This is a genomic window from Bacillus sp. Marseille-P3661 (assembly GCF_900240995.1).
In the GTDB taxonomy this organism is placed as follows: domain Bacteria; phylum Bacillota; class Bacilli; order Bacillales; family Bacillaceae_J; genus OESV01.
In genome coordinates this window covers 87,727-109,408 of sequence record NZ_LT965955.1, presented here as the reverse complement: position 1 = coordinate 109,408, position 21,682 = coordinate 87,727, and the positions used below count along the sequence as shown (strand labels likewise).

General features: G+C 36.1%; 16 protein-coding genes, 2 tRNA genes and 1 other annotated feature. Of the genes, 15 read left to right on the top strand and 3 right to left on the bottom strand.

The window, feature by feature from the left end:
* The first annotated feature begins 13 nt into the window (after positions 1 to 13).
* Together gyrA and C1724_RS17540 are read left to right on the top strand one after the other, a co-directional pair.
* A complete protein-coding gene (gene gyrA / locus C1724_RS17545) occupies positions 14 to 2,572 on the top strand; it encodes a DNA gyrase subunit A (RefSeq protein ID WP_102348055.1) in 2,559 nt (852 codons plus the stop codon).
* Positions 2,573 to 2,752: 180 nt separating this feature from the next.
* On the top strand, positions 2,753 to 3,838 hold the full coding sequence (locus C1724_RS17540) for an HD-GYP domain-containing protein (protein ID WP_102348054.1): 1,086 nt from the start codon (positions 2,753 to 2,755) through the stop codon (positions 3,836 to 3,838).
* A gap of 59 nt (positions 3,839 to 3,897) precedes the next feature.
* Here the strand turns inward: C1724_RS17540 and C1724_RS17535 are convergent, their stop codons facing one another.
* The gene (locus tag C1724_RS17535) at positions 3,898 to 4,860 is read right to left on the bottom strand and encodes a YaaC family protein (protein ID WP_102348053.1); all 963 of its coding nucleotides are present in this window, start codon (positions 4,858 to 4,860) and stop codon (positions 3,898 to 3,900) included.
* A 195-nt stretch (positions 4,861 to 5,055) separates the two neighbouring features.
* On the opposite strand from C1724_RS17535, the gene guaB reads away from it, so the two are divergent.
* The 6 genes from guaB to C1724_RS17505 all read left to right on the top strand — a co-directional run bounded on the left by guaB (position 5,056) and on the right by C1724_RS17505 (position 11,892).
* Positions 5,056 to 6,519: an IMP dehydrogenase gene (gene guaB, locus C1724_RS17530; protein ID WP_102348052.1), complete on the top strand. Its 1,464-nt coding sequence runs from the start codon at positions 5,056 to 5,058 to the stop codon at positions 6,517 to 6,519.
* A 101-nt stretch (positions 6,520 to 6,620) separates the two neighbouring features.
* Positions 6,621 to 7,985, top strand: a complete 1,365-nt coding sequence (locus tag C1724_RS17525; protein WP_180994322.1) for a serine hydrolase — start codon at positions 6,621 to 6,623, stop codon at positions 7,983 to 7,985.
* A gap of 340 nt (positions 7,986 to 8,325) precedes the next feature.
* A complete protein-coding gene (pdxS, locus tag C1724_RS17520; protein WP_102348051.1) occupies positions 8,326 to 9,213 on the top strand; it encodes a pyridoxal 5'-phosphate synthase lyase subunit PdxS in 888 nt (295 codons plus the stop codon).
* Positions 9,214 to 9,392: 179 nt separating this feature from the next.
* The gene (gene pdxT / locus C1724_RS17515) at positions 9,393 to 9,983 is read left to right on the top strand and encodes a pyridoxal 5'-phosphate synthase glutaminase subunit PdxT (protein WP_102348050.1); all 591 of its coding nucleotides are present in this window, start codon (positions 9,393 to 9,395) and stop codon (positions 9,981 to 9,983) included.
* Between the two features lie 77 nt (positions 9,984 to 10,060).
* Positions 10,061 to 10,284 (top strand) — a binding site (T-box leader).
* A gap of 123 nt (positions 10,285 to 10,407) precedes the next feature.
* Positions 10,408 to 11,694, top strand: a complete 1,287-nt coding sequence (gene serS / locus C1724_RS17510; protein WP_102348049.1) for a serine--tRNA ligase — start codon at positions 10,408 to 10,410, stop codon at positions 11,692 to 11,694.
* Positions 11,695 to 11,799: 105 nt separating this feature from the next.
* Positions 11,800 to 11,892 (top strand) — tRNA-Ser (locus tag C1724_RS17505).
* A gap of 217 nt (positions 11,893 to 12,109) precedes the next feature.
* On the opposite strand, the gene C1724_RS17500 is transcribed toward C1724_RS17505, so the two are convergent.
* Both C1724_RS17500 and C1724_RS17495 read right to left on the bottom strand, forming a co-directional pair.
* Complete coding sequence (locus C1724_RS17500; protein ID WP_102348048.1) at positions 12,110 to 12,799, bottom strand: deoxynucleoside kinase; 690 nt, start codon at positions 12,797 to 12,799, stop codon at positions 12,110 to 12,112.
* The gene (locus tag C1724_RS17495; protein WP_102348047.1) at positions 12,786 to 13,436 is read right to left on the bottom strand and encodes a deoxynucleoside kinase; all 651 of its coding nucleotides are present in this window, start codon (positions 13,434 to 13,436) and stop codon (positions 12,786 to 12,788) included. Before C1724_RS17495 ends, C1724_RS17500 begins: the two co-directional genes overlap by 14 nt.
* 249 nt (positions 13,437 to 13,685) lie before the next feature.
* Here C1724_RS17495 and C1724_RS17490 point away from each other — a divergent pair, with 249 nt between their 5' ends.
* The 7 genes from C1724_RS17490 to C1724_RS17460 all read left to right on the top strand — a co-directional run bounded on the left by C1724_RS17490 (position 13,686) and on the right by C1724_RS17460 (position 21,671).
* A complete protein-coding gene (locus tag C1724_RS17490; protein WP_102348046.1) occupies positions 13,686 to 15,593 on the top strand; it encodes a copper amine oxidase N-terminal domain-containing protein in 1,908 nt (635 codons plus the stop codon).
* 257 nt (positions 15,594 to 15,850) lie between these two features.
* Positions 15,851 to 15,923, top strand: a tRNA-Arg gene (locus tag C1724_RS17485).
* Positions 15,924 to 16,082: 159 nt separating this feature from the next.
* Positions 16,083 to 17,336: a Gfo/Idh/MocA family protein gene (locus tag C1724_RS17480; RefSeq protein WP_180994321.1), complete on the top strand. Its 1,254-nt coding sequence runs from the start codon at positions 16,083 to 16,085 to the stop codon at positions 17,334 to 17,336.
* An 18-nt stretch (positions 17,337 to 17,354) separates the two neighbouring features.
* Positions 17,355 to 18,629 (top strand): ABC transporter substrate-binding protein, encoded by a 1,275-nt coding sequence (locus C1724_RS17475; RefSeq protein WP_102348044.1) that lies wholly within the window; start codon positions 17,355 to 17,357, stop codon positions 18,627 to 18,629.
* A gap of 92 nt (positions 18,630 to 18,721) precedes the next feature.
* Positions 18,722 to 19,600, top strand: coding sequence for a carbohydrate ABC transporter permease (locus C1724_RS17470; RefSeq protein WP_180994320.1), 879 nt, complete (start codon positions 18,722 to 18,724; stop codon positions 19,598 to 19,600).
* A complete protein-coding gene (locus tag C1724_RS17465) occupies positions 19,597 to 20,415 on the top strand; it encodes a carbohydrate ABC transporter permease (RefSeq protein WP_102348042.1) in 819 nt (272 codons plus the stop codon). The genes C1724_RS17470 and C1724_RS17465 overlap by 4 nt, the downstream gene beginning before the upstream one ends.
* A gap of 158 nt (positions 20,416 to 20,573) precedes the next feature.
* Positions 20,574 to 21,671: an ABC transporter ATP-binding protein gene (locus C1724_RS17460; RefSeq protein ID WP_102348041.1), complete on the top strand. Its 1,098-nt coding sequence runs from the start codon at positions 20,574 to 20,576 to the stop codon at positions 21,669 to 21,671.
* Positions 21,672 to 21,682: the final 11 nt, after the last annotated feature.

Below are 21,682 nucleotides of genomic sequence, written 5' to 3'. Positions count from 1 at the left end.
GAGGATTATCTAAATGGAGGAAGAACGCCAGCAGGTTATAGAGGTTAATATAAGTAATGAAATGAAGACTTCATTTATGGATTATGCGATGAGCGTTATTGTTTCACGCGCACTACCTGATGTAAGAGATGGATTAAAACCGGTTCATCGCCGAATTTTGTTTGCCATGAATGAGTCTGGAATGACAGCTGATAAAGCATATAAGAAGTCAGCACGTATTGTTGGGGATGTAATCGGTAAATATCATCCACATGGAGACTCAGCAGTTTATGAAGCAATGGTGCGGATGGCACAGGATTTTAACTATCGTTATATGTTAGTAGATGGACATGGCAATTTTGGTTCAGTTGACGGTGACCCGGCAGCAGCTATGCGTTATACAGAGGCGCGTATGTCCAAAATTGCTATGGAAATGGTCCGCGATATTAACAAAGATACAATTGACTACCAAGATAACTATGATGGCTCTGAAAGGGAGCCGGTTGTATTGCCAGCACGTTTCCCAAATCTTTTAGTAAACGGAGCGGCAGGTATTGCCGTGGGGATGGCTACTAATATTCCACCTCACAATTTAGGGGAAATTATCGATGGAGTATTGGCAATAAGTAATAACCGAGATATTACAATTGCTGAGTTAATGGAAATTGTAACAGGTCCTGACTTCCCTACAGCTGGGCAAATATTAGGACGAAGCGGGATTCGCCGGGCTTATGAAACTGGAAAAGGCTCGATTACTATTCGTGCTAAGTCAGTTATTGAAGAAAAGCCAAACGGGAGACAAACCATTATTGTTAACGAAATCCCGTATCAGGTTAATAAGGCTAAGCTAATTGAAAAAATTGCCGAACTTGTTCGCGACAAAAAGCTTGAGGGAATTTCCGATTTGCGTGACGAGTCAGATCGAAAAGGTATGCGTATCGTCATCGAAGTAAAACGAGATGCCAATGCTAACGTTCTACTTAACAATTTATATAAACAAACGGCCTTACAAACTAGCTTTGGTATTAATATGCTAGCACTAGTTGATGGGCATCCTAAGGTTTTAAATTTAAAGCAGGCTTTATCACATTATTTAGACCATCAAATTGTTATTATTCGCCGTCGTACAGAGTTTGAATTGCGTAAAGCAGAGGCTAGAGCACATATTTTAGAAGGTTTACGAATAGCTCTAGACCATATTGATGAAATAATTGCTTTAATTCGCGCATCGCAAACAACCGACATTGCTAGACAAGGCTTAATGGATAACTTTAATTTATCTGAAAAACAAGCACAAGCAATACTTGATATGCGCTTACAACGCTTAACAGGATTAGAAAGAGATAAGATCGAAGAAGAATATCAAGAGCTTGTTAAGCTAATAGCTGAATTGAAAGCTATTTTAGCTGACGAACAAAAGGTTATCGATATTATTAGAGAAGAATTAAGTGAAATTAAAGAGAGATTTAACGATGATCGCCGTACAGAAATCCTTGCTGGTAGTTTTGGCGAAATTGAAGATGAGGATTTAATTCCTGAGCAAAATATCGTAATAACGCTAACTCATCATGGCTATATTAAGCGACTTCCGGCTGATACATACAAAAGCCAGCGTCGTGGCGGTCGCGGTATTCAAGGTATGGGAACAAATGAAGATGACTTTGTTGAACATTTACTGTCACCTTCTACGCATGATACAATTTTGTTCTTTAGCAATAAAGGAAAAGTATATCGTCTAAAAGGTTATGAAATTCCAGAATATAGCCGAACAGCGAAAGGAATTCCGATTATTAATCTCCTTGAGATCGAAAAAGATGAATGGATTAATGCCGTCATTCCAGTGCAGGAATATCACGATGATTGGTTCCTATTCTTTGCAACGAAAGAAGGTATCGTCAAGCGCTCCCCTCTTTCTGCATTTGCACATATTAGAAAAGGCGGTCTAATTGCCCTAAATGTAAGAGAAAATGATGAAGTTATTTCAGTTGGGTTAACAGACGGATCAAAAGAGATTATGATTGGTACAAAAGATGGCTTACTAATTCGGTTCCCTGAGACTGATGTTCGCTCCATGGGACGTTCTGCAACTGGTGTAAAAGGGATTACCTTGAATGAAGGTGACCAGGTAATTGGTATGGAAATTCTTGAAGAAAATATCGAAGTTTTAGTCGTTACGAAATACGGATATGGTAAGCGTACCCCTCTTTCTGAATATCGAATTCAAAGTCGCGGTGGTAAAGGTATTAAAACTTGCAATATAACGGAAAAGAATGGTCCGGTATCCGCAGTTAAAGCTGTAGAGGGTAATGAAGACCTTATGTTAATTACGGAGAGCGGTGTCGTAATTCGTATGCCTGTAGAAAGCATTTCAGTAACTGGACGAAATACACAAGGTGTCAAGTTAATACGATTAGATGAAAATACAGTTGTGTCAACTGTTGCTAAAATTGAACGAGAAGATGAACACGAGGATCAAGAGAACTTTAGCGATGAAGAGACCCAACAAACAGAAGATTTAACAGAAACAGAAGCTATATCCGATGAGACAATGTCCGGTGAATCTTTAGATGATACATCAGATGATGAGGAATAAAAATAGCAACGTTATTATTAGTAATAAAACCGCCCTTGTGGCGGTTTTTTTCTGTTAATAGTGACTACTTTTTGATTTTTTGGAATAGTTTTATTTGTAAAATTTATTTTTTAATATCCATTAACTATTTAGTAATATAGTATTAGAATACTATTTTCCAGATAAAGAGGAGAGACACTTATGAGGATTAAACCAAATCAATTAATTGAAGGCTGTATTTTATCAGCGGATGTTGTCTCACTCACCCGTCACCCGATTATTCCAAAAAAGTCAATCATTTCAGAACAAAATATACAAGTAATTAAAGCGTTTCTAATTAAGGAGGTTCAGGTAGAGCCTACGCTTGTTAGTGGTGAACCGTTTACACCAAGTGAAGTACTAGAAGAAGAAAATAATGAACCAAAAAGTTCGGAATATAAAGAAGAAAGCTTTGCGGTTATTTACTTAAAAGCAGTTCAGGCCTATAAAAAGCTATTCAAAGGGTGGCAATCCGGTTTATCTATTGATATGCCAATTGTCCGCTCAACGGTTTTACCTGTATTAGAAGCAGCTTTAAAAGCTCCAAGTGATATCTTTACCTTTCATCACTATCCAACAGAAGAAGATTACTTATATCACCATGCTATTTCAGTTGGATTATTATCAACTGTAATAGCAAAGGCTTTGAATTTCCCTAAAGGAGATTGCATTCAAATCGGAATTGCAGGTGCAATGGCAGATTGCGGTATGGCCAAAATTGACCCCAAAATTTTCAATAAAAAGGTTTCATTAACTAAACAAGAATTTGAGGAAGTAAAAAGGCACCCTGAATATAGTTATCTTATGCTCAAACAAGTAAAGCTTTTGAAGGATGATGTAAGGATAGCTGTTTATCAGCATCATGAACGAATAGATGGCAGCGGCTATCCAAATGGACTTACAAGTGAATTATTATATCCATACGGCCGTATTATTGCTGTTGCTGACGTTTATAGTGCAATGACATCCGAACGTAGTTACAAGAGTAAACAGTCACCATTTAAAGTATTGGAGTCTATTCTTCAAGATCAATTTGGTAAGTTTGATATTAAAGTGGTTCAGGCATTAACAAAGGCACTGGCTAATTTCTCATCAGGAACTCGGGTCCGTCTTTCAAATAATCAAATTGGGGAAATCGTCTTTATTGAACCTAAATCCCCTACCCGTCCTATGATTAAATTGGAAAATACAGGTGAGATCATTCAACTCACCAATCACCGCCAACTGTATATTGAAGAAATATTGTAAGGGTTATCTTATAAGGATAACCCCTTTTTTATTTATAACTATCTACATGTATACTTGGGCTATTTTATTTTTTGATTCAAGTATTGGTAGATAAAATATGGCACCTTATGTATGCTTAAATCCAAAAAATTATTTATGAACGGGTAGTCCAGGCTGCTATAACTGCGTAACAGTTCACTCCACCATTCAGTTTCATATCGGCTGATCATGCTTAAATTATACAGTAATAAATAATGCACCAGAATCTCAGGGAAATAATCATAAAGTACTCTATCTTTTGGTAAATATAACGCCTGGTTAAAGTAATCATATTGCATTGGTGAACAATCGTAACGGCAGACTGAGTCATTTATTTGAATAGAAATATAATTCTTTGTTTGTTGAGGATTTAATTCAAATTCAAACTGTTGTTTTAAAAAACTTGCAAACCTTGAATTAGTCATTTTAAGATCATCTAAAATTTTAATGGGTATTAATAATTCCTTATCATCAATCTGCCCCACTCGGTAACTATTAAATTTTTCCAAACTTATTTTGAATAGGTTATTCATTTCAGGAATTCGCGCCAAGAGAATTTCCATTGTGTATTTCTCAGACTCAAGGTGTTTCACATGAAACATCTTCTCTGCAACATGAGGAAAGAGCCCATTTCGTTGAATCTTAACCTCATCTTTTAAAAAATCATAATCTCGTTTTTTTCTTTTTCTAGTCGATACGCCATGTGCTAGTACAGAGGTTGATTCGGGATATTGAGGATCCACTGTTAATAAGCATGCTTTTAATAGTTGAACCATCCCATAAAAAAGCAAAATAGGTTTAATAGATATAGGTGCTTGTGCAGACAGTTGATAATAATTTTTACCATGATCAAGATAATATATAAACGGATAACAATTTTCATAGCTTCTTTTTTCAGGGTCTTGGATTTCTATATTTTTATAGCATTGTAATAAATATTTCTGGGCATTAATAGACGAGTGAAAGGTTGAGAAGGATTGCCAAATCTGGTATCTATATTCCATTTAAAACACCTTCCGCAGCATATGATTTCACTAAAAAAATTATAGTACTATATATTTTGGAGCATTTTTGTGATTAAAATTCACAGAAATCTATAAAATTTAATTAATGCAACGAACTTTCTTGACAGTATTGTGTCCAATTGTTAAGCTACTAATAATATTTTCTGGAAAATTAAAGAGAGGGATGAAGCCAATATGTGGGAAAGCAAGTTTAGCAAGGAAGGATTAACTTTTGATGATGTCTTGTTAGTGCCGGCTCGTTCAAATATTTTACCGAAAGATGTGAGTGTGAAAACGCAACTTACTGAAACACTAACATTAAACATTCCTCTGATAAGTGCTGGTATGGATACTGTCACAGAAGCAGCGATGGCAATTGCAATGGCCCGACAAGGCGGATTAGGAATTATCCATAAGAATATGTCTATTGAACAACAAGCTGAACAAGTAGATAAAGTAAAACGTTCAGAAAGCGGAGTTATTACAAATCCATTTTACTTAACTCCACAACATAAAGTATCAGATGCAGAAAATTTAATGAGTAAATATCGTATTTCTGGAGTACCAATTGTAAACAGTGAAGATGAGCTGAAACTTGTTGGTATTTTAACAAACCGTGATTTACGTTTCATCCAAGAGTACGATATGCAAATATCTGATGTTATGACAAAGGAAAACCTCGTAACAGCACCGGTTGGGACAACTTTAGAGCAAGCTGAAAAGATTTTACAACAATATAAAATTGAAAAACTTCCGTTAGTTGACGGTGAAGGAACATTAAAAGGCTTAATCACGATTAAGGATATCGAAAAAGTGATTGAGTTCCCGAATTCTGCAAAAGATCGACAAGGTCGTTTATTAGTTGGTGCTGCTGTTGGTGTAACAGCTGATACATTGGAAAGGGTTGCTGCATTAGTTAACGCAGGTGCAGATGCTATTGTTATTGATACCGCACATGGGCATTCAGCAGGAGTTATTAGTAAAGTGCGAGAAGTTAGAGAAGCATATCCAGACTTAAATATTATCGCTGGTAATGTGGCAACGGCAACTGCAACTAAAGAATTAATTGAAGCTGGTGCAAGTGTAATCAAGGTCGGGATTGGACCAGGATCTATTTGTACAACTCGCGTTGTTGCAGGTGTAGGTGTACCGCAAATAACAGCTGTATATGATTGTGCAACAGAAGCTAGAAAACATGGTGTACCTATAATTGCAGACGGTGGTATTAAGTACTCAGGTGATATCGTAAAGGCATTAGCTGCTGGCGCACATGCTGTAATGCTAGGAAGTATTTTTGCAGGTACATCTGAAAGTCCTGGAGAAACTGAAATCTACCAAGGCAGACGTTTTAAAGTTTATCGTGGAATGGGTTCTGTTGGAGCAATGGAGAAAGGAAGTAAGGATCGTTATTTCCAAGAAGAGAATCAAAAATTTGTTCCAGAAGGAATCGAAGGTCGTGTTCCTTATAAAGGGCCTTTAGCTGATATGGTTTATCAATTAGTCGGCGGTCTGCGTTCTGGAATGGGCTATTGTGGAACACCTGATTTAACAAGTCTGCGTGAAAATGGTCAATTTATTAGAATGACTGGAGCGGGACTTCGTGAAAGCCATCCACATGATGTCCAAATTACTAAGGAATCACCAAATTATTCCGTATAATAGTTACAGTAATTTCAAACAGAGGGAGTATTTCCTCTGTTTTTTTGTGGCCAAGTTTGATAGAATATCCGTTATGTAGTTCTTAAACGGAGGGATTTAAATTGAAAAAATTGAAAAAACTACTTATATATAACCTATTAACATTACTTATGTTTACCTCATTAGCTAGTTATCTACCAACAAAACCAGCAAGCGCTGCTGTTGAGCTAGGATTGGAAGCGGAAGCTGCTATTCTAGTAGATGCTAATTCTGGGAAAATTTTATATGAAATGAATGCAGATATGACGTTGCCGCCAGCAAGTATGTCGAAAATGATGACAGAATATCTATTGCTAGAAGCTATCAATGATAAAAAGGTTTCTTGGCAACAAGAGGTTTCAATTTCGGATTATGTATATCGAATCTCTCAAAACACAAGTCTTTCAAACGTCCCACTTCGTAAAGATGTGAAATATACAGTTCAAGAGCTTTACGAATCAATGGCTATTTATTCAGCTAATGGGTCAACTATTGCCTTAGCCGAGGTAATTGCAGGATCTGAAACGAACTTTGTTAAGATGATGAATGATAAAGCTGCAGAACTACAATTAGAAGATTACGAGTTTGTAAACTCAACTGGTCTAAATAATAGTGATTTGCTAGGCATGCATCCTAAAGGAACTGGTGAAGACCGTGAAAATATGCTATCTGCTCGTGCAACAGCTAAGCTTGCTTATCATTTAATTAATGATTATCCAGAAGTATTAGACACAGCAAGTATTCCTTTAAAAAAGTTTACAAAGGGAATTGAAGGCGAAGGCATTAGTATGTTGAACTGGAACGCAATGCTCCCTGATATACCTGGCTACCTGCAACAGTTTGCTTATGAAGGTGTAGATGGGCTTAAAACAGGATCTACTTCCCTGGCAGGTTATTGTTTTACAGGTACAGCAGAACGTAATGGAATGCGTTTAATTAGTGTTGTTATGCGTACAAATTCACAATATGCGCGTTTTGAAGAAACTAAGAAACTTTTCGATTATGGTTTTAGTAATTTCTCTGAAAAAGAACTATTCCCGGCTAATTATCAATTAGAGGGCCAAACCACTTTAGACGTTGAAAAAGGTAAAGAAAAAGAAGTGCAAATAGCAAGTAGTGAATCTTTAAAAACCGTAGTTAAGTCGAATGAAGAAGAGCTTTACGAGCCGAAACTAGTTTTAGATGCGTCTATACTAGGTGAAGAACAACAACTGGTAGCGCCAGTTGAAAAAGGTCAAAAAGTGGGCTATTTAACCTATGAATATAAAGGTGATAATAATTACGGTTATTTATTTGACAATGGTGATGTAACTGAAATGGTAGATGTTGTTACATCTGCAGGAGTTGAAAAGGCAAACTGGTTCGCACTTACGATGGGAGCTATTGGTGGGTTCTTTGCTGATCTTTGGAGCAGTGTTTTAAATGGGGTAAAAGGAATTTTCTCATAATTAAACAACAGTTTAATTATGAAGGTTAATTAAAAAGGTTAAATTAGATAATTAAACAAGTGTTTAAAATGTAACCATTTATTTAGGTAATATATTAAATCAATCCCATAAAATCAGTAAGAATAAGTGAGTATTCTTATATGATTTTATGGGATTTTAAAAATTCTCATAAATAAATAGGAATTTTCGACATTTTAGGTTAAAATAATGGACAGGCATTTATTTTTAGTATCAGTAAACATGTATGAAAAACAGTTGGGAATATTAGGATGACCGAAACTGTTTGTGTACATGTTAAGATATAGAAATAAACTTATACATAAGTGGGAGGAATTTACAAATGTCACAAAATATTGGTACTGATCGTGTAAAACGTGGAATGGCTGAAATGCAAAAAGGCGGCGTTATTATGGACGTTGTTAATGCAGAACAAGCTAAAATTGCTGAGGCAGCTGGTGCTGTAGCTGTTATGGCTCTTGAGCGTGTTCCAGCTGATATTCGTGCAGCTGGTGGGGTTGCTCGTATGGCTGATCCAACGATTGTAGAAGAAGTAATGAATGCCGTGTCTATTCCTGTAATGGCAAAAGCACGTATTGGTCATATCGTTGAAGCACGTGTATTAGAAGCTATGGGTGTAGACTACATCGACGAAAGTGAAGTTTTAACTCCAGCAGACGAGGTATATCATATTAATAAACGCGAATTTACTGTTCCATTTGTTTGTGGTTGCCGTGATTTAGGAGAAGCATTACGCCGAATCGGTGAAGGTGCATCTATGCTTCGTACAAAAGGTGAGCCTGGAACTGGAAATATTGTAGAAGCTGTTCGTCATATGCGCGAGGTTCAAGCTCAGATCCGTAAGGTAACAGCTATGGCTGAAGACGAGCTAATGACATTCGCTAAGAATATTGGAGCACCTTATGAGCTTGTTCTTCAAGTTAAACGCGAAGGTCGCCTTCCAGTTGTAAACTTTGCAGCAGGCGGTGTAGCAACTCCTGCAGATGCTGCTTTAATGATGCAATTAGGTTCTGACGGAGTATTTGTTGGTTCAGGTATCTTCAAGTCAAATAACCCTGAAAAGTTTGCACGTGCAATCGTTGAAGCAACAACACATTATGAAGACTATAAATTAATTGCAGAACTTTCTAAAGATCTTGGTACTGCGATGAAGGGAATTGAAATATCATCATTACAACCAAGCGAACGTATGCAAGACCGTGGTTGGTAATCTTTAATTAATCTCAAATGAAAGCTAAGAAAGCCAGGTGGAGTCGTTGCTTCACCTGCTTTTCTAATACATGGAAAGAAAGCGTAACGTAAGTATAGATTATTTAAACGTATCGCTTTCCTTTCAAGTATAAAGTCAAGGCGTTATACGTAGATAAACAATAAAGGAGTAATGACCATATGGTTAAAGTTGGTGTACTAGCTCTACAAGGGGCTGTTCGAGAGCATGTTCGTGCACTTGAAGCTTCTGGAGCCGAAGCGGTTATTATAAAAAGGGTTGAACAGTTAACAGATATTGACGGCCTTGTCATACCAGGCGGCGAAAGTACGACGATGAGACGCCTTATTGATAAATATAACTTTTTAGAGCCATTACAAGAGTTTGGACGTAGCGGCAATCCAATGTTTGGGACTTGCGCTGGTCTTATTCTTTTAGCAGATGAAATTGTCGGCCAAGAAACTGCCCATTTAGGCTTGATGGATATTAGAGTTGAACGAAATGCCTTTGGAAGACAACGTGAAAGTTTTGAAGCAAGTTTAATGGTTAAAGATGTAGGTACGGACTTCATCGGTGTATTCATCCGTGCACCACGTATAATTGAAGTTGGTGAGACTGTTGAAGTATTATGTAAACATAATGGTGCAATTGTTGCAGCCAGAGACGGTCATTATTTAGCAAGTTCATTTCATCCTGAATTAACCGATGATAATCGATTGACAGCTTACTTTGTAAAAATGGTTGAGGAAACTAAAGCAACAATAGCAAGGTAAACAACTCCCCTACTTCAAAAGGAATAGTTTCTTTGTAATTCGGGAAAATAATAATTGTTATATACACAATATTATATTTAAAAGCGTTGAAAGGAATTAGTAACAAGGTATCTTTTTTAAGAGAGTCGATGGTTGGTGGAAATCGATAAAAGAATTTTGTGAATCTATCCTTGAGCAAAAATATGAAAGCTTTAATGCTCGAAGTATTTTCGGTTTTAACCGTTATTTTTGAAAGTGGAAGTAAGCAGGTTTTAAGCTTACTTCAATTAGGGTGGCAACGCGGGTAACTCTCGTCCCTTTATTATAGGGATGGGAGTTTTTTTGTATAGAAAAATGTTTACGAAAATCCACTGATTTGTTTGGAAAATGGGAAATTTAAAGTAAAATAAAGGAAAGTTATATATTACATTTAGGAGGAACACTTATGCTTGATCTTAAATATTTAAGAGATAACTTTGCTGATGTTAAAGCGAGGTTGCAAAATCGTGGCGAGGATTTGGGAGACTTAGATCGCTTTGAAAGTTTAGACACAAAACGCCGCGAATTAATTGTTGAGGGTGAACAATTAAAGAGCAGACGAAATGAAGTTTCAAAAGAAGTTTCTGTTTTAAAAAGAGAAAAGAAAGATGCAGATCACTTAATTACTGAGATGCGTGAGGTTGGTGATCGAATTAAACAAATCGATGATGAATTGAGAACTGTGGAAGAAGATTTGCAATCCCTCTTATTATCAATCCCGAATGTTCCACATGAAACGGTACCTGTTGGCGAAACAGAGGATGATAATGTTGAGGTTCGTAAGTGGGGAGAAGTTAGAGACTTTAACTTTGAAGCAAAACCACATTGGGATATTGCAGATGAGTTAGGGATTTTAGACTTTGAAAGAGCTGGTAAGGTTACTGGGAGCCGCTTTGTTTTTTATAAAGGCTTAGGTGCTCGGTTAGAACGTGCGTTAATCAATTTTATGATGGACTATCATAATGAAAATCATGGCTATGAGGAGATACTCCCTCCGTATATTGTCAATCGCGATAGTATGACTGGTACTGGTCAATTACCAAAGTTTGAAGAGGATGCTTTTAAAATTCATGGTGAGGACTTCTTTTTAATTCCAACTGCAGAAGTACCAGTAACAAACTTCCACCGTGATGAAATCCTTGATGGATCCCAATTGCCACTTGCCTATGCTGGTTATAGTGCATGTTTCCGTTCTGAAGCGGGCTCAGCAGGTCGTGATACGCGTGGATTAATTCGTCAGCATCAATTTAATAAGGTAGAATTAGTTCGCTTTGTAAAACCTGAAGATTCTTATGATGAACTCGAAAAATTGACTGGCCATGCTGAGAAGATCCTACAGTTGTTAGAGCTTCCATATCGCGTTTTAAGTATGTGTACGGCGGATTTAGGCTTTACAGCTGCAAAAAAATACGATATCGAAGTTTGGCTGCCTAGCTACAATACATATCGTGAAATTTCGTCATGCAGTAACTTTGAGTCATTTCAGGCTCGACGAGCGAATATTCGTTTCCGTCGTGAACCAGGGGCGAAACCGGAACATGTTCATACACTAAACGGTTCAGGGCTAGCTGTTGGTAGAACAGTTTCAGCTATTTTGGAGAATTATCAACAAGAAGATGGATCAGTTGTGATTCCTGAAGTATTAAGACCATATATGAGAAATGTAGAAATTATTAAACCAAAAGGAAATTAAAAAGAAGGGGTCTCCCCTTCTTTTTTGCATAATTAAAAAGTAAACAAATCAAAAAGATTATTGACAGCTATAATTAGTTTTGATAACATATTTTATGTGTCTGATGGAGGAATACCCAAGTCCGGCTGAAGGGATCGGTCTTGAAAACCGACAGGCGGGTTAAACCGCGCGGGGGGTCGAATCCCTCTTCCTCCGCCATTTTTACATAACAATATAACAATTTTTTTATAAGGGCTCTCGCTATTTATTTAGCGAGGGCTTTTTTATAGTTTTGAATTAATAAATGGGCAGTGAAGTGGATAACTCAAGAATAGTAGTTAATCTTGCTTCAGCGGATGTTTGCGCCTTTTGTTCCTAGCATTCTCTTTGAGTTGAATAACCTTGCTCCAAAAGTGAAGAAAAAAACCTCCACCTTTTAAAGGGTGGAAGCCTTGGACTGTTTCTTATACTGTTTAGTATGTTTCATAAATGCTCCTATTTTTTCAATAATAGGTTCAATTGATGATTCACCTTCTAGTACATCATAGTCGCTAATATTTAGCCGCAGTACAGGACAGGCATTGAAGTTTGAGATCCACTGTTCATAACGGGCATGCATTTCCTTCCAATAATCAACTGAAGTGCGTTGTTCCATTTCACGCCCTCGCTCTTGAACTCTCTTAAGGATATCTTCAATAGAGCCTTCTAAATAGATTAACAAATCAGGATGAGGAAAATATGGTGTCATAACCATCGCTTCAAAAAGATTTGTATAGGTTTTATAATCGACGTCGGTCATATTACCTTTCTCATAGTGCATTTTTGCAAAAATACCCGTATCTTCATATATGGAGCGATCTTGAATAAATCCTCCCCCATATTCAAAAATACGTTTTTGTTCTTTAAAACGCTCTGCTAAGAAATAGATTTGTAAATGAAAGCTCCATTTTTTAAAATCACCATAGAAATTATCTAAGTATGGATTTGAATCTACATTTTCAAAGGATGTGCGGAAACCTAAAGCATTTGCTAATGTGTTTGTTAAAGTGGATTTTCCGACACCTACTGTACCTGCAATTGTAATTACAGCATCATTAGGAATATTATATGTTTTACACAAGCTCATGTTGTAAGTCTCCTTTTTGTAACGTATTCTCAATCTGTTTTAACATGTAGTCTAAATCATGTTTAGAAGAAACAAAATCAAATAGATCGCCATCAAAAGTAAGAATGGGAATTTGCGGATTTGTATGTTTAAATTGCTCTAAAAACGTTTCATAATCATGGATCAACTGATTTAAATAAACAGGGTCAATATTCTTTTCGATATCGCGCCCACGAATTGAAATACGTCTTAATAACGTATTTAAGCTAGCCTTTATATAGATAATCATATTTGGTACAGGCATGTCCTCGGTTAAAATACTGTATATTTTCAAGTACTTTTCATATTGAGATGGCTGTAGTGTTCGCTCTGCAAAAATTATATTTTTAAAGATATGATAATCTGCAACAACCGGTTTATGTTGCATAATAAAATGACGATTTATGTCTTCAAGTTGTTTATAACGATTACAGAGAAAAAACATTTCTGTTTGAAAGCTCCACTCTTCAATATCATTATAAAACTTTCCTAAGAAAGGATTTTCTTCTACAATTTCGTTTAGAATGTGGAAGTTGAAATGCTTTGCAATTGCATTTGTCAATGATGTTTTTCCGACACCGATAGGACCTTCAACTGTTATAAAAGGTGTTCTTTTCATAAGCGCCTCCTTAAACGGTGCCTTACTGTATAAACCAATAAGACAGATAAATATTATTTTAACATAGTATTAAAATGAAAGGTATGAGTAATTTTAAACAGTTTCCTTCCCTTTCTTTTGTTGTAATAAAACTGTAATCTCTTATGAGAGGATATTACATGAATAAAATAATGCGTTTAGGTATAATAGATGCTAGATTAATATAATTTAACTAAACATATATTAATAAAGTTAAGGTGGAGAAAATAATTGAACAAATTCAGCAAGATTATAACTACTGTTTTAGCTAGTGTGGCTGCTATGAATATAACTGTATCATCAGTACTAGCAAGCACTGAATTACCAAGTCAGGATACAATCATTGAGGCCAGTGATTTTACAGTGATTGTAAATGGTTCTGTATTAAATTTTGATGTCCCACCGGTTGTAAAGAATGGACGTACTTTAGTACCGCTTAGGGCAATTTTTGAATCACTTGGTGCTTCTGTAAAGTGGGATACTGAAGCCCAAACAATAACTGCATTACGTCTAGGCAGAACAATCTCATTAACGGCAAACTCAAATATAGCTATGGTGAATGGGCTTGAAAATAAATTTTTAGATGTGCCTGCAATTATATATAAAGATCGTACATTAGTTCCATTACGTTTCTCTGGTGAAGTATTTGACGGAACTGTTGATTGGGACGAAACAACGAAAACGATTACTATAGAAGTTCCAGAAGAAAATATAGCTGATGTTGATAGTCCAATCTATGTTAATAATAAACTGTTAAATTTTGAAGAGGTTAAACCAATTCGAAAAAATGACAGTACTTACATACCATTAGATCCCGTACTTGAAAATATTACGGGTGAAACACATTGGTTTTTACGGGATGACACGATTGTTATGCAAGTTGATGGTGCGTATATCGAATTATATGTAGATAAAAACTATGCTCTAGTTGATGGACATAGAATCGATTTACCTCAACCTCCCATTCGCCATGATGATAATATCTTAATACCAATGAGCTTAATTACTAATGCCTTAGGTGGTTCTTCTCAATATAATCCAGAAACAAAAGAAGTTTTTATATATGTAAATAGGCCTAAATTCAAACATGAGTTTCTAGAAAAAGAAGAAATCACTTTCGCAACGCCTACTAACGTCGAGGACGCGAAATTTGTTGGAAATAGACGGCTAATGGTTAGTGATAATCCTGAAAATCTAAATAGTCGTACCATCCAAGGAGATAATGTTACGTTATGGGAAGATGAAGTTAAATCTGAACAGCAAACTATAGATCATCGTGTTTTTGCTTGGCATATTAACGAGTTTGGCAGTGATGTATCAATTGGAATAACAATTGAAAACTTATCGACTACAAATGAAATAGAAGTAGTTGATTTAAAGGGAACCCATCGCCAAACACCCAATGGTTGGGTAAATTACGACGTCGGTTTACCACTTGCTGAATATACATTGAGCAATGATTTAACCAATGTAAAAATGAAACAAGCTGTTCTACAGGAAAACGATATATCATTAATGAACTCTTTTAATTTAAAATCAAAACAAACAATCGGTTTTTTATATGATTTTACAGTTAAGCGTAAATCAGGAACTGGGGAACTAGATTATAAAATTAGAACTGTTTTAAGTAAAAATGGTGAGGATTTAACAACTATTACTTCAGATCCTGTAGATATTGATCAAACAGCCCTTCATCCAAGAGGTGTTTGGAGCAGCTCAGAGCTTGAAACAGAGCTACCTGCCTATACAGTTGACAGCGGTGAAATTGGACACCAAATCTCTAATGGCAAAACGGATCATTTAATGTCAGTAGAAAATGCAATCAGTGATGAGTCATTAACGGTTAGAAACCCTGGTCATTTTGGTGCATCTTATAAAGTTAAAATACCAATTATTAATGATGCGGGTGTATCTAAAACTGTGAGAGTAAGAGTTGGAGGACGTGGTGGTATTTATAACGGAGCTGTTAAAGTCGATGGCAAGGTGTATTTAATTCCAACCTTAACACCAATGAAAGAAGTAGCAAATGTCATTGATTATGTAGTTAATCAGCGTAACGATGTGATTGAGTTAGAAATTATGCATGCTGGCGGTGCAGCCCTCCCCCTTTCGATTAATTTAGTGACACTTGAGGATTAAAGAATAGAAATGATTAAAACATTAATAACTGCCCCCACTTTAATATATGGGGGCAGTTCTTTTTAGAAAGAAAAGAAAGCATATACAGGACGTATGCAGTTCTATAGAAGAAGGTTCGCACGAAGTTGGCTAAATTAAAGGTGCTTGCGCTTTTCTAATGATTACAGCATTAAAAGTGTATCCGTTGCAGAGAAGGTAAGATTATTTTATAATAAAATTACATAAAATTATTAGAATGATTATTAATATATTAATATGGCTCCGTAGCTCAGCGGATAGAGCGTCGGTTTCCTAAACCGTGCGTCGGAGGTTCGAGTCCTCTCGGGGCCGCTGGTAAAACCCTTGCATAGCAAGGGTTTTTTATTTTGTACTTTATTTGGTAATCTATTTTTAATGTTAGTTAGGAACAAAGATAATCATATTTATTGGCTGTTTATTAGAATTTATTATATAATGCATATGATATTCTTATATATAAGGAGGTGCAAAATGAAAAAATTAAAAGTTTCAATTGTTGGAGCGGGTAATAGAGGAAACATATATAGTGATTTAATGTCTTTATACTCAGAAGAATTTGAAATTGTTGCTGTAGCTGACCCTATTCTAGAACGAAGAGTGACGTTTGCTCAAAAGCATCGAGTAAAGAATAGTTTTAGATCTTGGGAGGATATGTTCCAAGCAAACATTGAATGTGATGTAGTTTTTGTAACCACTCAAGACAACGATCATTTTAGGCCAGTCATGGCTGCTCTTGAGAAGGGTTTTCATGTTGTGGTTGAGAAACCACTAAGCCCTAGTTATGAGGAATGTGTAAAAATCGTCCAAACAGCAAAAGAAAAGAACTGCTTATTGTTGCTGTGCTATGTTTTACGATATACTCCTTTTTTTAGGAAGATTAAAGCTATTATTGAACGCGGAGAAATTGGTGAAGTTAAACATATAGCAATTGATATGAATGTAGCTTATTGGCATCAAGCACATAGCTTTGTGAGAGGAAATTGGCGAAACACGAAACAAACTCCTTCCATGCTATTAGCAAAAAGCTGTCATGATTTAGATATATTTACTTTTTTGCTTGATAAAAAACCAATAGCTGTTTCATCATTTGGGGCACTCTACTACTTTAAGGAAGACAATGCTCCACTAGGCTCAACAGAAAGATGTTTCGATTGTCAGGTTGAGGAACAGTGTGCTTTCTCCGCTTTAAAGATTTATTTAGGTAACAATATAGAATGGCCTGTCTCAACGATTAGTGACGACATATCCTATGAGTCTAGAAAGCAAGCAATTGAAACTGGGCCATATGGTAGATGTGTGTTTCGTTGTGATAATGATGTGGTTGATCACCAAATTGTTAATCTAGTATATGAGAGTGGCATAACAACAACATTAACGATGAGTGGCTTTACAAAAGAGTTAACCCGAACGGTCCGAGTGTTGGGGACGAGGGGGGAAATGAATGGGGACATGAATAAGAAAATCCTTACATATACACGTTTTGGTCAAAAAACAAAGAATGTAGATCTAACTGTTTCTGAAGACGGTATGCATGCGGGTGGTGACCATGGTCTGATTAGGGCTGTAGTTGAAGAGATTCAAAGTTTTAATAAACTAGATCTTGATCAGTACTATGCTGATTTGCTTCAAAGTCATTATTTAGCTATGCAGGCTGAAAAGGCAAGACGTATGAATCAGGTTATAGAAATAGAACCTATTAAGAATCACCAAACTGTAAATATATAAAGATAGAGGAGAAAAAGGATGAAGAAAAATTTATTATTTGTTAGTTTTATTTTGTTCTTGGCATCTGTTTTAATTGCATGTTCAAGTAACCCACCGGCAGATGGAGATGCAGCAAACATGGAGTCAGCGGCAATTGAAAAAACAGAAATATCTGTTTGGGTAATGGGAACAGATGAAGTATGGCGTAGTTATCATGATGATTTAGTGAAACGTTTTGAAGAAATAAATAACGATATAACAGTAAATTTAGAGTACATACCATGGGGAGAGGGCCAAAATCAACTAATCTCCTCAGCAGCAAATCAAACCTTACCTGATGTTTCAACAATTGCTGGCAGATGGACAGCTCAAATGGTTGAAATGGGCGTAGTAGAACCACTTGATGAGTTTTTCCCGGAAGGCTATAAAGAGGAATTTGTACCAGCTGCTTTCAATACAACTCAATATAAAGACCAAACATGGGGGTTGCCGGTTGGATTTACAACAACAGGATTATTTTATCGACAAGATTGGTTAGAGGAAGCAGGTTACACAGAACCACCAAAAACGTGGGATGAGTTTTTAGACGTAGCTACAAGCATGACAAAAGATGATCGCTATGGTTTTGGATTAGTAGGACACAACAGTATGGAAACAACGTTATTTTGGGTTCCATTTTTATGGAGCAACGGCGGAGAATTGTTAAATGAAAATGGAACACAAGCTACCTTTAATAGCAAAGAAGGCATTGAGGCGTTACAATTCTATATAGACTTATATAAAAATGCTTCGCCAGAAGGAAGTATTAATTATAAGAGAGGCGATTCTCAAAACTTATTCCTTTCTGGAGCTGTAGGAATGACAACGGTTGGACCATGGTTTCCAAAGTCTATAAAGAGTGATGCAGCAGATATGAAATATGGAATTGCACCTTACCCAGTTGCAAAAGAGCCTGTAAACATGGGGACTGCAGATCATATTGTCATGTTTAATACTACTGAACATAAAGAAGCAGCTTGGAAATTTGTTGAGTTCTTTACAAATCAAGAAAATGATTTGGCATGGGCTAAGAAACAAGGTTTTATTCCATATCGTACAGCGAATCTAGAGGATGAAGAAATCCGCAGTAATCCTGATATGGCATTCTTTCTAGATGTTGCAACACAGTCACGAACCTATCCTACATTACCTGAATGGCCGCAAATTGATCAGGCAATTGCAGATGCTGTACAACAAGCACTAATGGGAGAAATGACACCAGAAGAGGCACTAAATGAAGCAGCTGAAAAAGTAAATACAATATTAGCTGAATAGTACATTGATAGTCACATTATTTATTAAACAAGTAAACTGGCATGATGATATGCCAGTTTACTTGTTTATTACCTTTTAAGAAGGGTGTTGTTATGCAAAAACAGGAACAAAGAACAGGATTTTTATTTGTTTTACCAGCATTAATTGTGTTGGCCCTTGTGGTGCTTTATCCGTTAATGTATACATTTTATTTAAGTTTTCAGCATAAAGTTTTGATTCAACCAAATAAAGATGGGTTCGTCGGACTTGCTAATTATATTGAAATATTTAGTAGCGGAGCAACATGGAAATTTGTAGGAACCACACTTATTTTTACGTTAAGCTCAGTTACTTTAAAGCTAGCTGTTGGTTTATTTGCAGCACTGCTGCTTAATAAAAATTACAGTGGAGTTAAGTTTTATTCCTCATTACTGATGATTCCTTGGTTTATTCCGTCTGTGGTAGCATCGCTAATCTGGAGTTGGATACTTCATGATCAATTTGGAATTTTAAATCAAGCGTTGCAATCATTACACTTAATTGAAGGCAACATTGTTTGGTTAGGCGATAAAACGCTAGCATTAATTGCAGTTGTTCTTGTTGATGTATGGGTCGGGTTGCCGTTTATGACTGTTGTGTTTCTGGGCGGATTAAAAACAATTCCTAAAGAAATGCTTGAGGCAGCAGAGATAGATGGCGCCAATTATTTACAAAAGCTTATTTATGTAATTATTCAAAGTTTAAAAAATGTATTTATTGTTATGGGTACCATTAGTTTAATAGGTACATTTAATAGCTTTAACATCATTTATACACTAACAGGCGGCGGGCCAGTAGAAGCAACCAATACCTTAGTTATCCATATCTATCGAACAGCTTTTACTGAGTACAATTTTGGCTTATCATCTACATTAGCTGTATTCACATTTATTATTATTATCTTTTTAGTTCTCTTTTATAGAAAAAGGCTAGATGAGGAGGGTACTTATTGAGTAAGCGATTAATTTGGTATTGTACTATTACTTTATATTCACTCATTATGATTTTCCCGGTATTGTGGATGGTCTCTACATCGTTGAAGTCTTCGAGTGAAATTTTCTCATTAAACCCTAAATTAATCCCAGAACAAATAAATTTTAGTGCATTTGCACATGTCCTTCAAATTGATTCTTTACGTGGATATATTACTAATAGTTTCATCGTAGCGATTGTAACAACTATTATTTCGGTTGCACTGTCCAGTCTAGCGGGCTACGGGTTTGCAAGATTTAAGTTTAAAGGAAGAAAGGTACTTTTGACTGGTTTTTTATGTGCACAAATGCTGCCAGGTGTTATTTTACTAATGCCGATTTTTTCAATTATGACAAATTTAAACTTAATTGATAGCTACATAGGTTTAATTTTGGCTTATGTCACATTTACGTTGCCATTTTGTACTTGGATCATGACTGCATTTTATAAGGGAATACCTAAGGAATTAGAGGAGGCAGCCATGGTTGATGGGGCAACGAGATGGCAGGCTTTTCGAAAGATAACACTTCCCCTTTCCTATCAGGGGCTTATCTCAACTGCTATATTTTCATTTATTATGGCATGGGATGAATTTGTCTTTGCTTTAACATTAACAAGATCAGAGGAAATGAGAACATTACCTTATGGCTTATATAGTTTTATGTCTCAGTATGGAGTTGAATGGAATAATTTAATGGCTGCATCCATACTTGCGGTCCTGCCGCCATTATTCTTATTTTTCGTTTTACAAAGATATTTTGAAAAGGGAATGCTTACCGGAGGGATAAAACAATAGAGGGAGCATCTTTTACCCTACATACGGGAAAGACCGTCCTTAATATTAAAATAATTGTCCGACTTTAAAAAATATATTTAAATTTTTAAATAATAGATTATAAGACTACTGATAATTAGCCATAAATGGAAGAGCTTTCGAAAAAGGGAGGCAGAAAGATGGCAGAATTAAAATTAAACAATATATACAAAATATATGATAACAACGTAACGGCTGTAGAGGATTTCAATCTGCATATTAAGGATAAAGAGTTTATTGTCTTTGTTGGTCCATCTGGTTGTGGGAAATCAACAACTCTTAGAATGATAGCTGGACTTGAGGATATTTCTAAAGGTGATTTCTTTATTGATGAAACACGCGTAAACGATGTTTCTCCAAAAGATCGAGATATCGCCATGGTTTTTCAAAACTATGCACTTTATCCGCATATGACTGTATATGGTAATATGGCGTTTGGGTTAAAACTCCGCAAAGTTCCTAAAGATGAAATAGATCGTCGTGTAAAGGATGCTGCAAAAATACTAGGACTTGAGGAATATTTAAAGCGCAAACCTAAAGCTTTATCTGGGGGTCAACGCCAACGTGTTGCCCTTGGACGTGCGATTGTAAGGGATGCAAAAGTATTCTTGATGGATGAGCCTTTATCGAACCTTGATGCTAAACTTCGCGTTCAAATGCGTGCTGAAATTGTGAAACTTCATCGTCGTTTAGGAACAACAACTATTTATGTAACACATGATCAGACGGAAGCAATGACGATGGCAACTCGTATCGTTATTATAAAAGATGGTGTTATTCAACAAGTAGGAACACCAAAGGAAGTATATAATAACCCAGATAATATATTTGTAGGAACCTTTATCGGCTCACCTTCCATGAACATGTTTACTGGTAAGCTTGAAAATGGAAAGTTTGTTATTGGGGAAGAATCTATCGAAGTACCTGAAGGGAAAATGGAAGTACTCAAGGAACAAGGTTATGTCGGAAAAGAAGTTGTTTTAGGAGTTAGACCAGAAGATTTCCATGATGAACTAGTATTTATTGATGCATCTCGAGGTTCAACTATTAAAATTAATGTAGATGTTACCGAGTTAACGGGTGCAGAAACGATGATTTATTCTTCCATTCAAGGTCAGAATTTAACTGCTAGAGTTGACTCACGCACACATATTACGGCAGGCCAAACTATTGAACTGGCAATAGATATGAACAAAGTCCATTTCTTTGATAAGGAAACTGAAAAGAGAATTCGTTAATCAATTAGCCC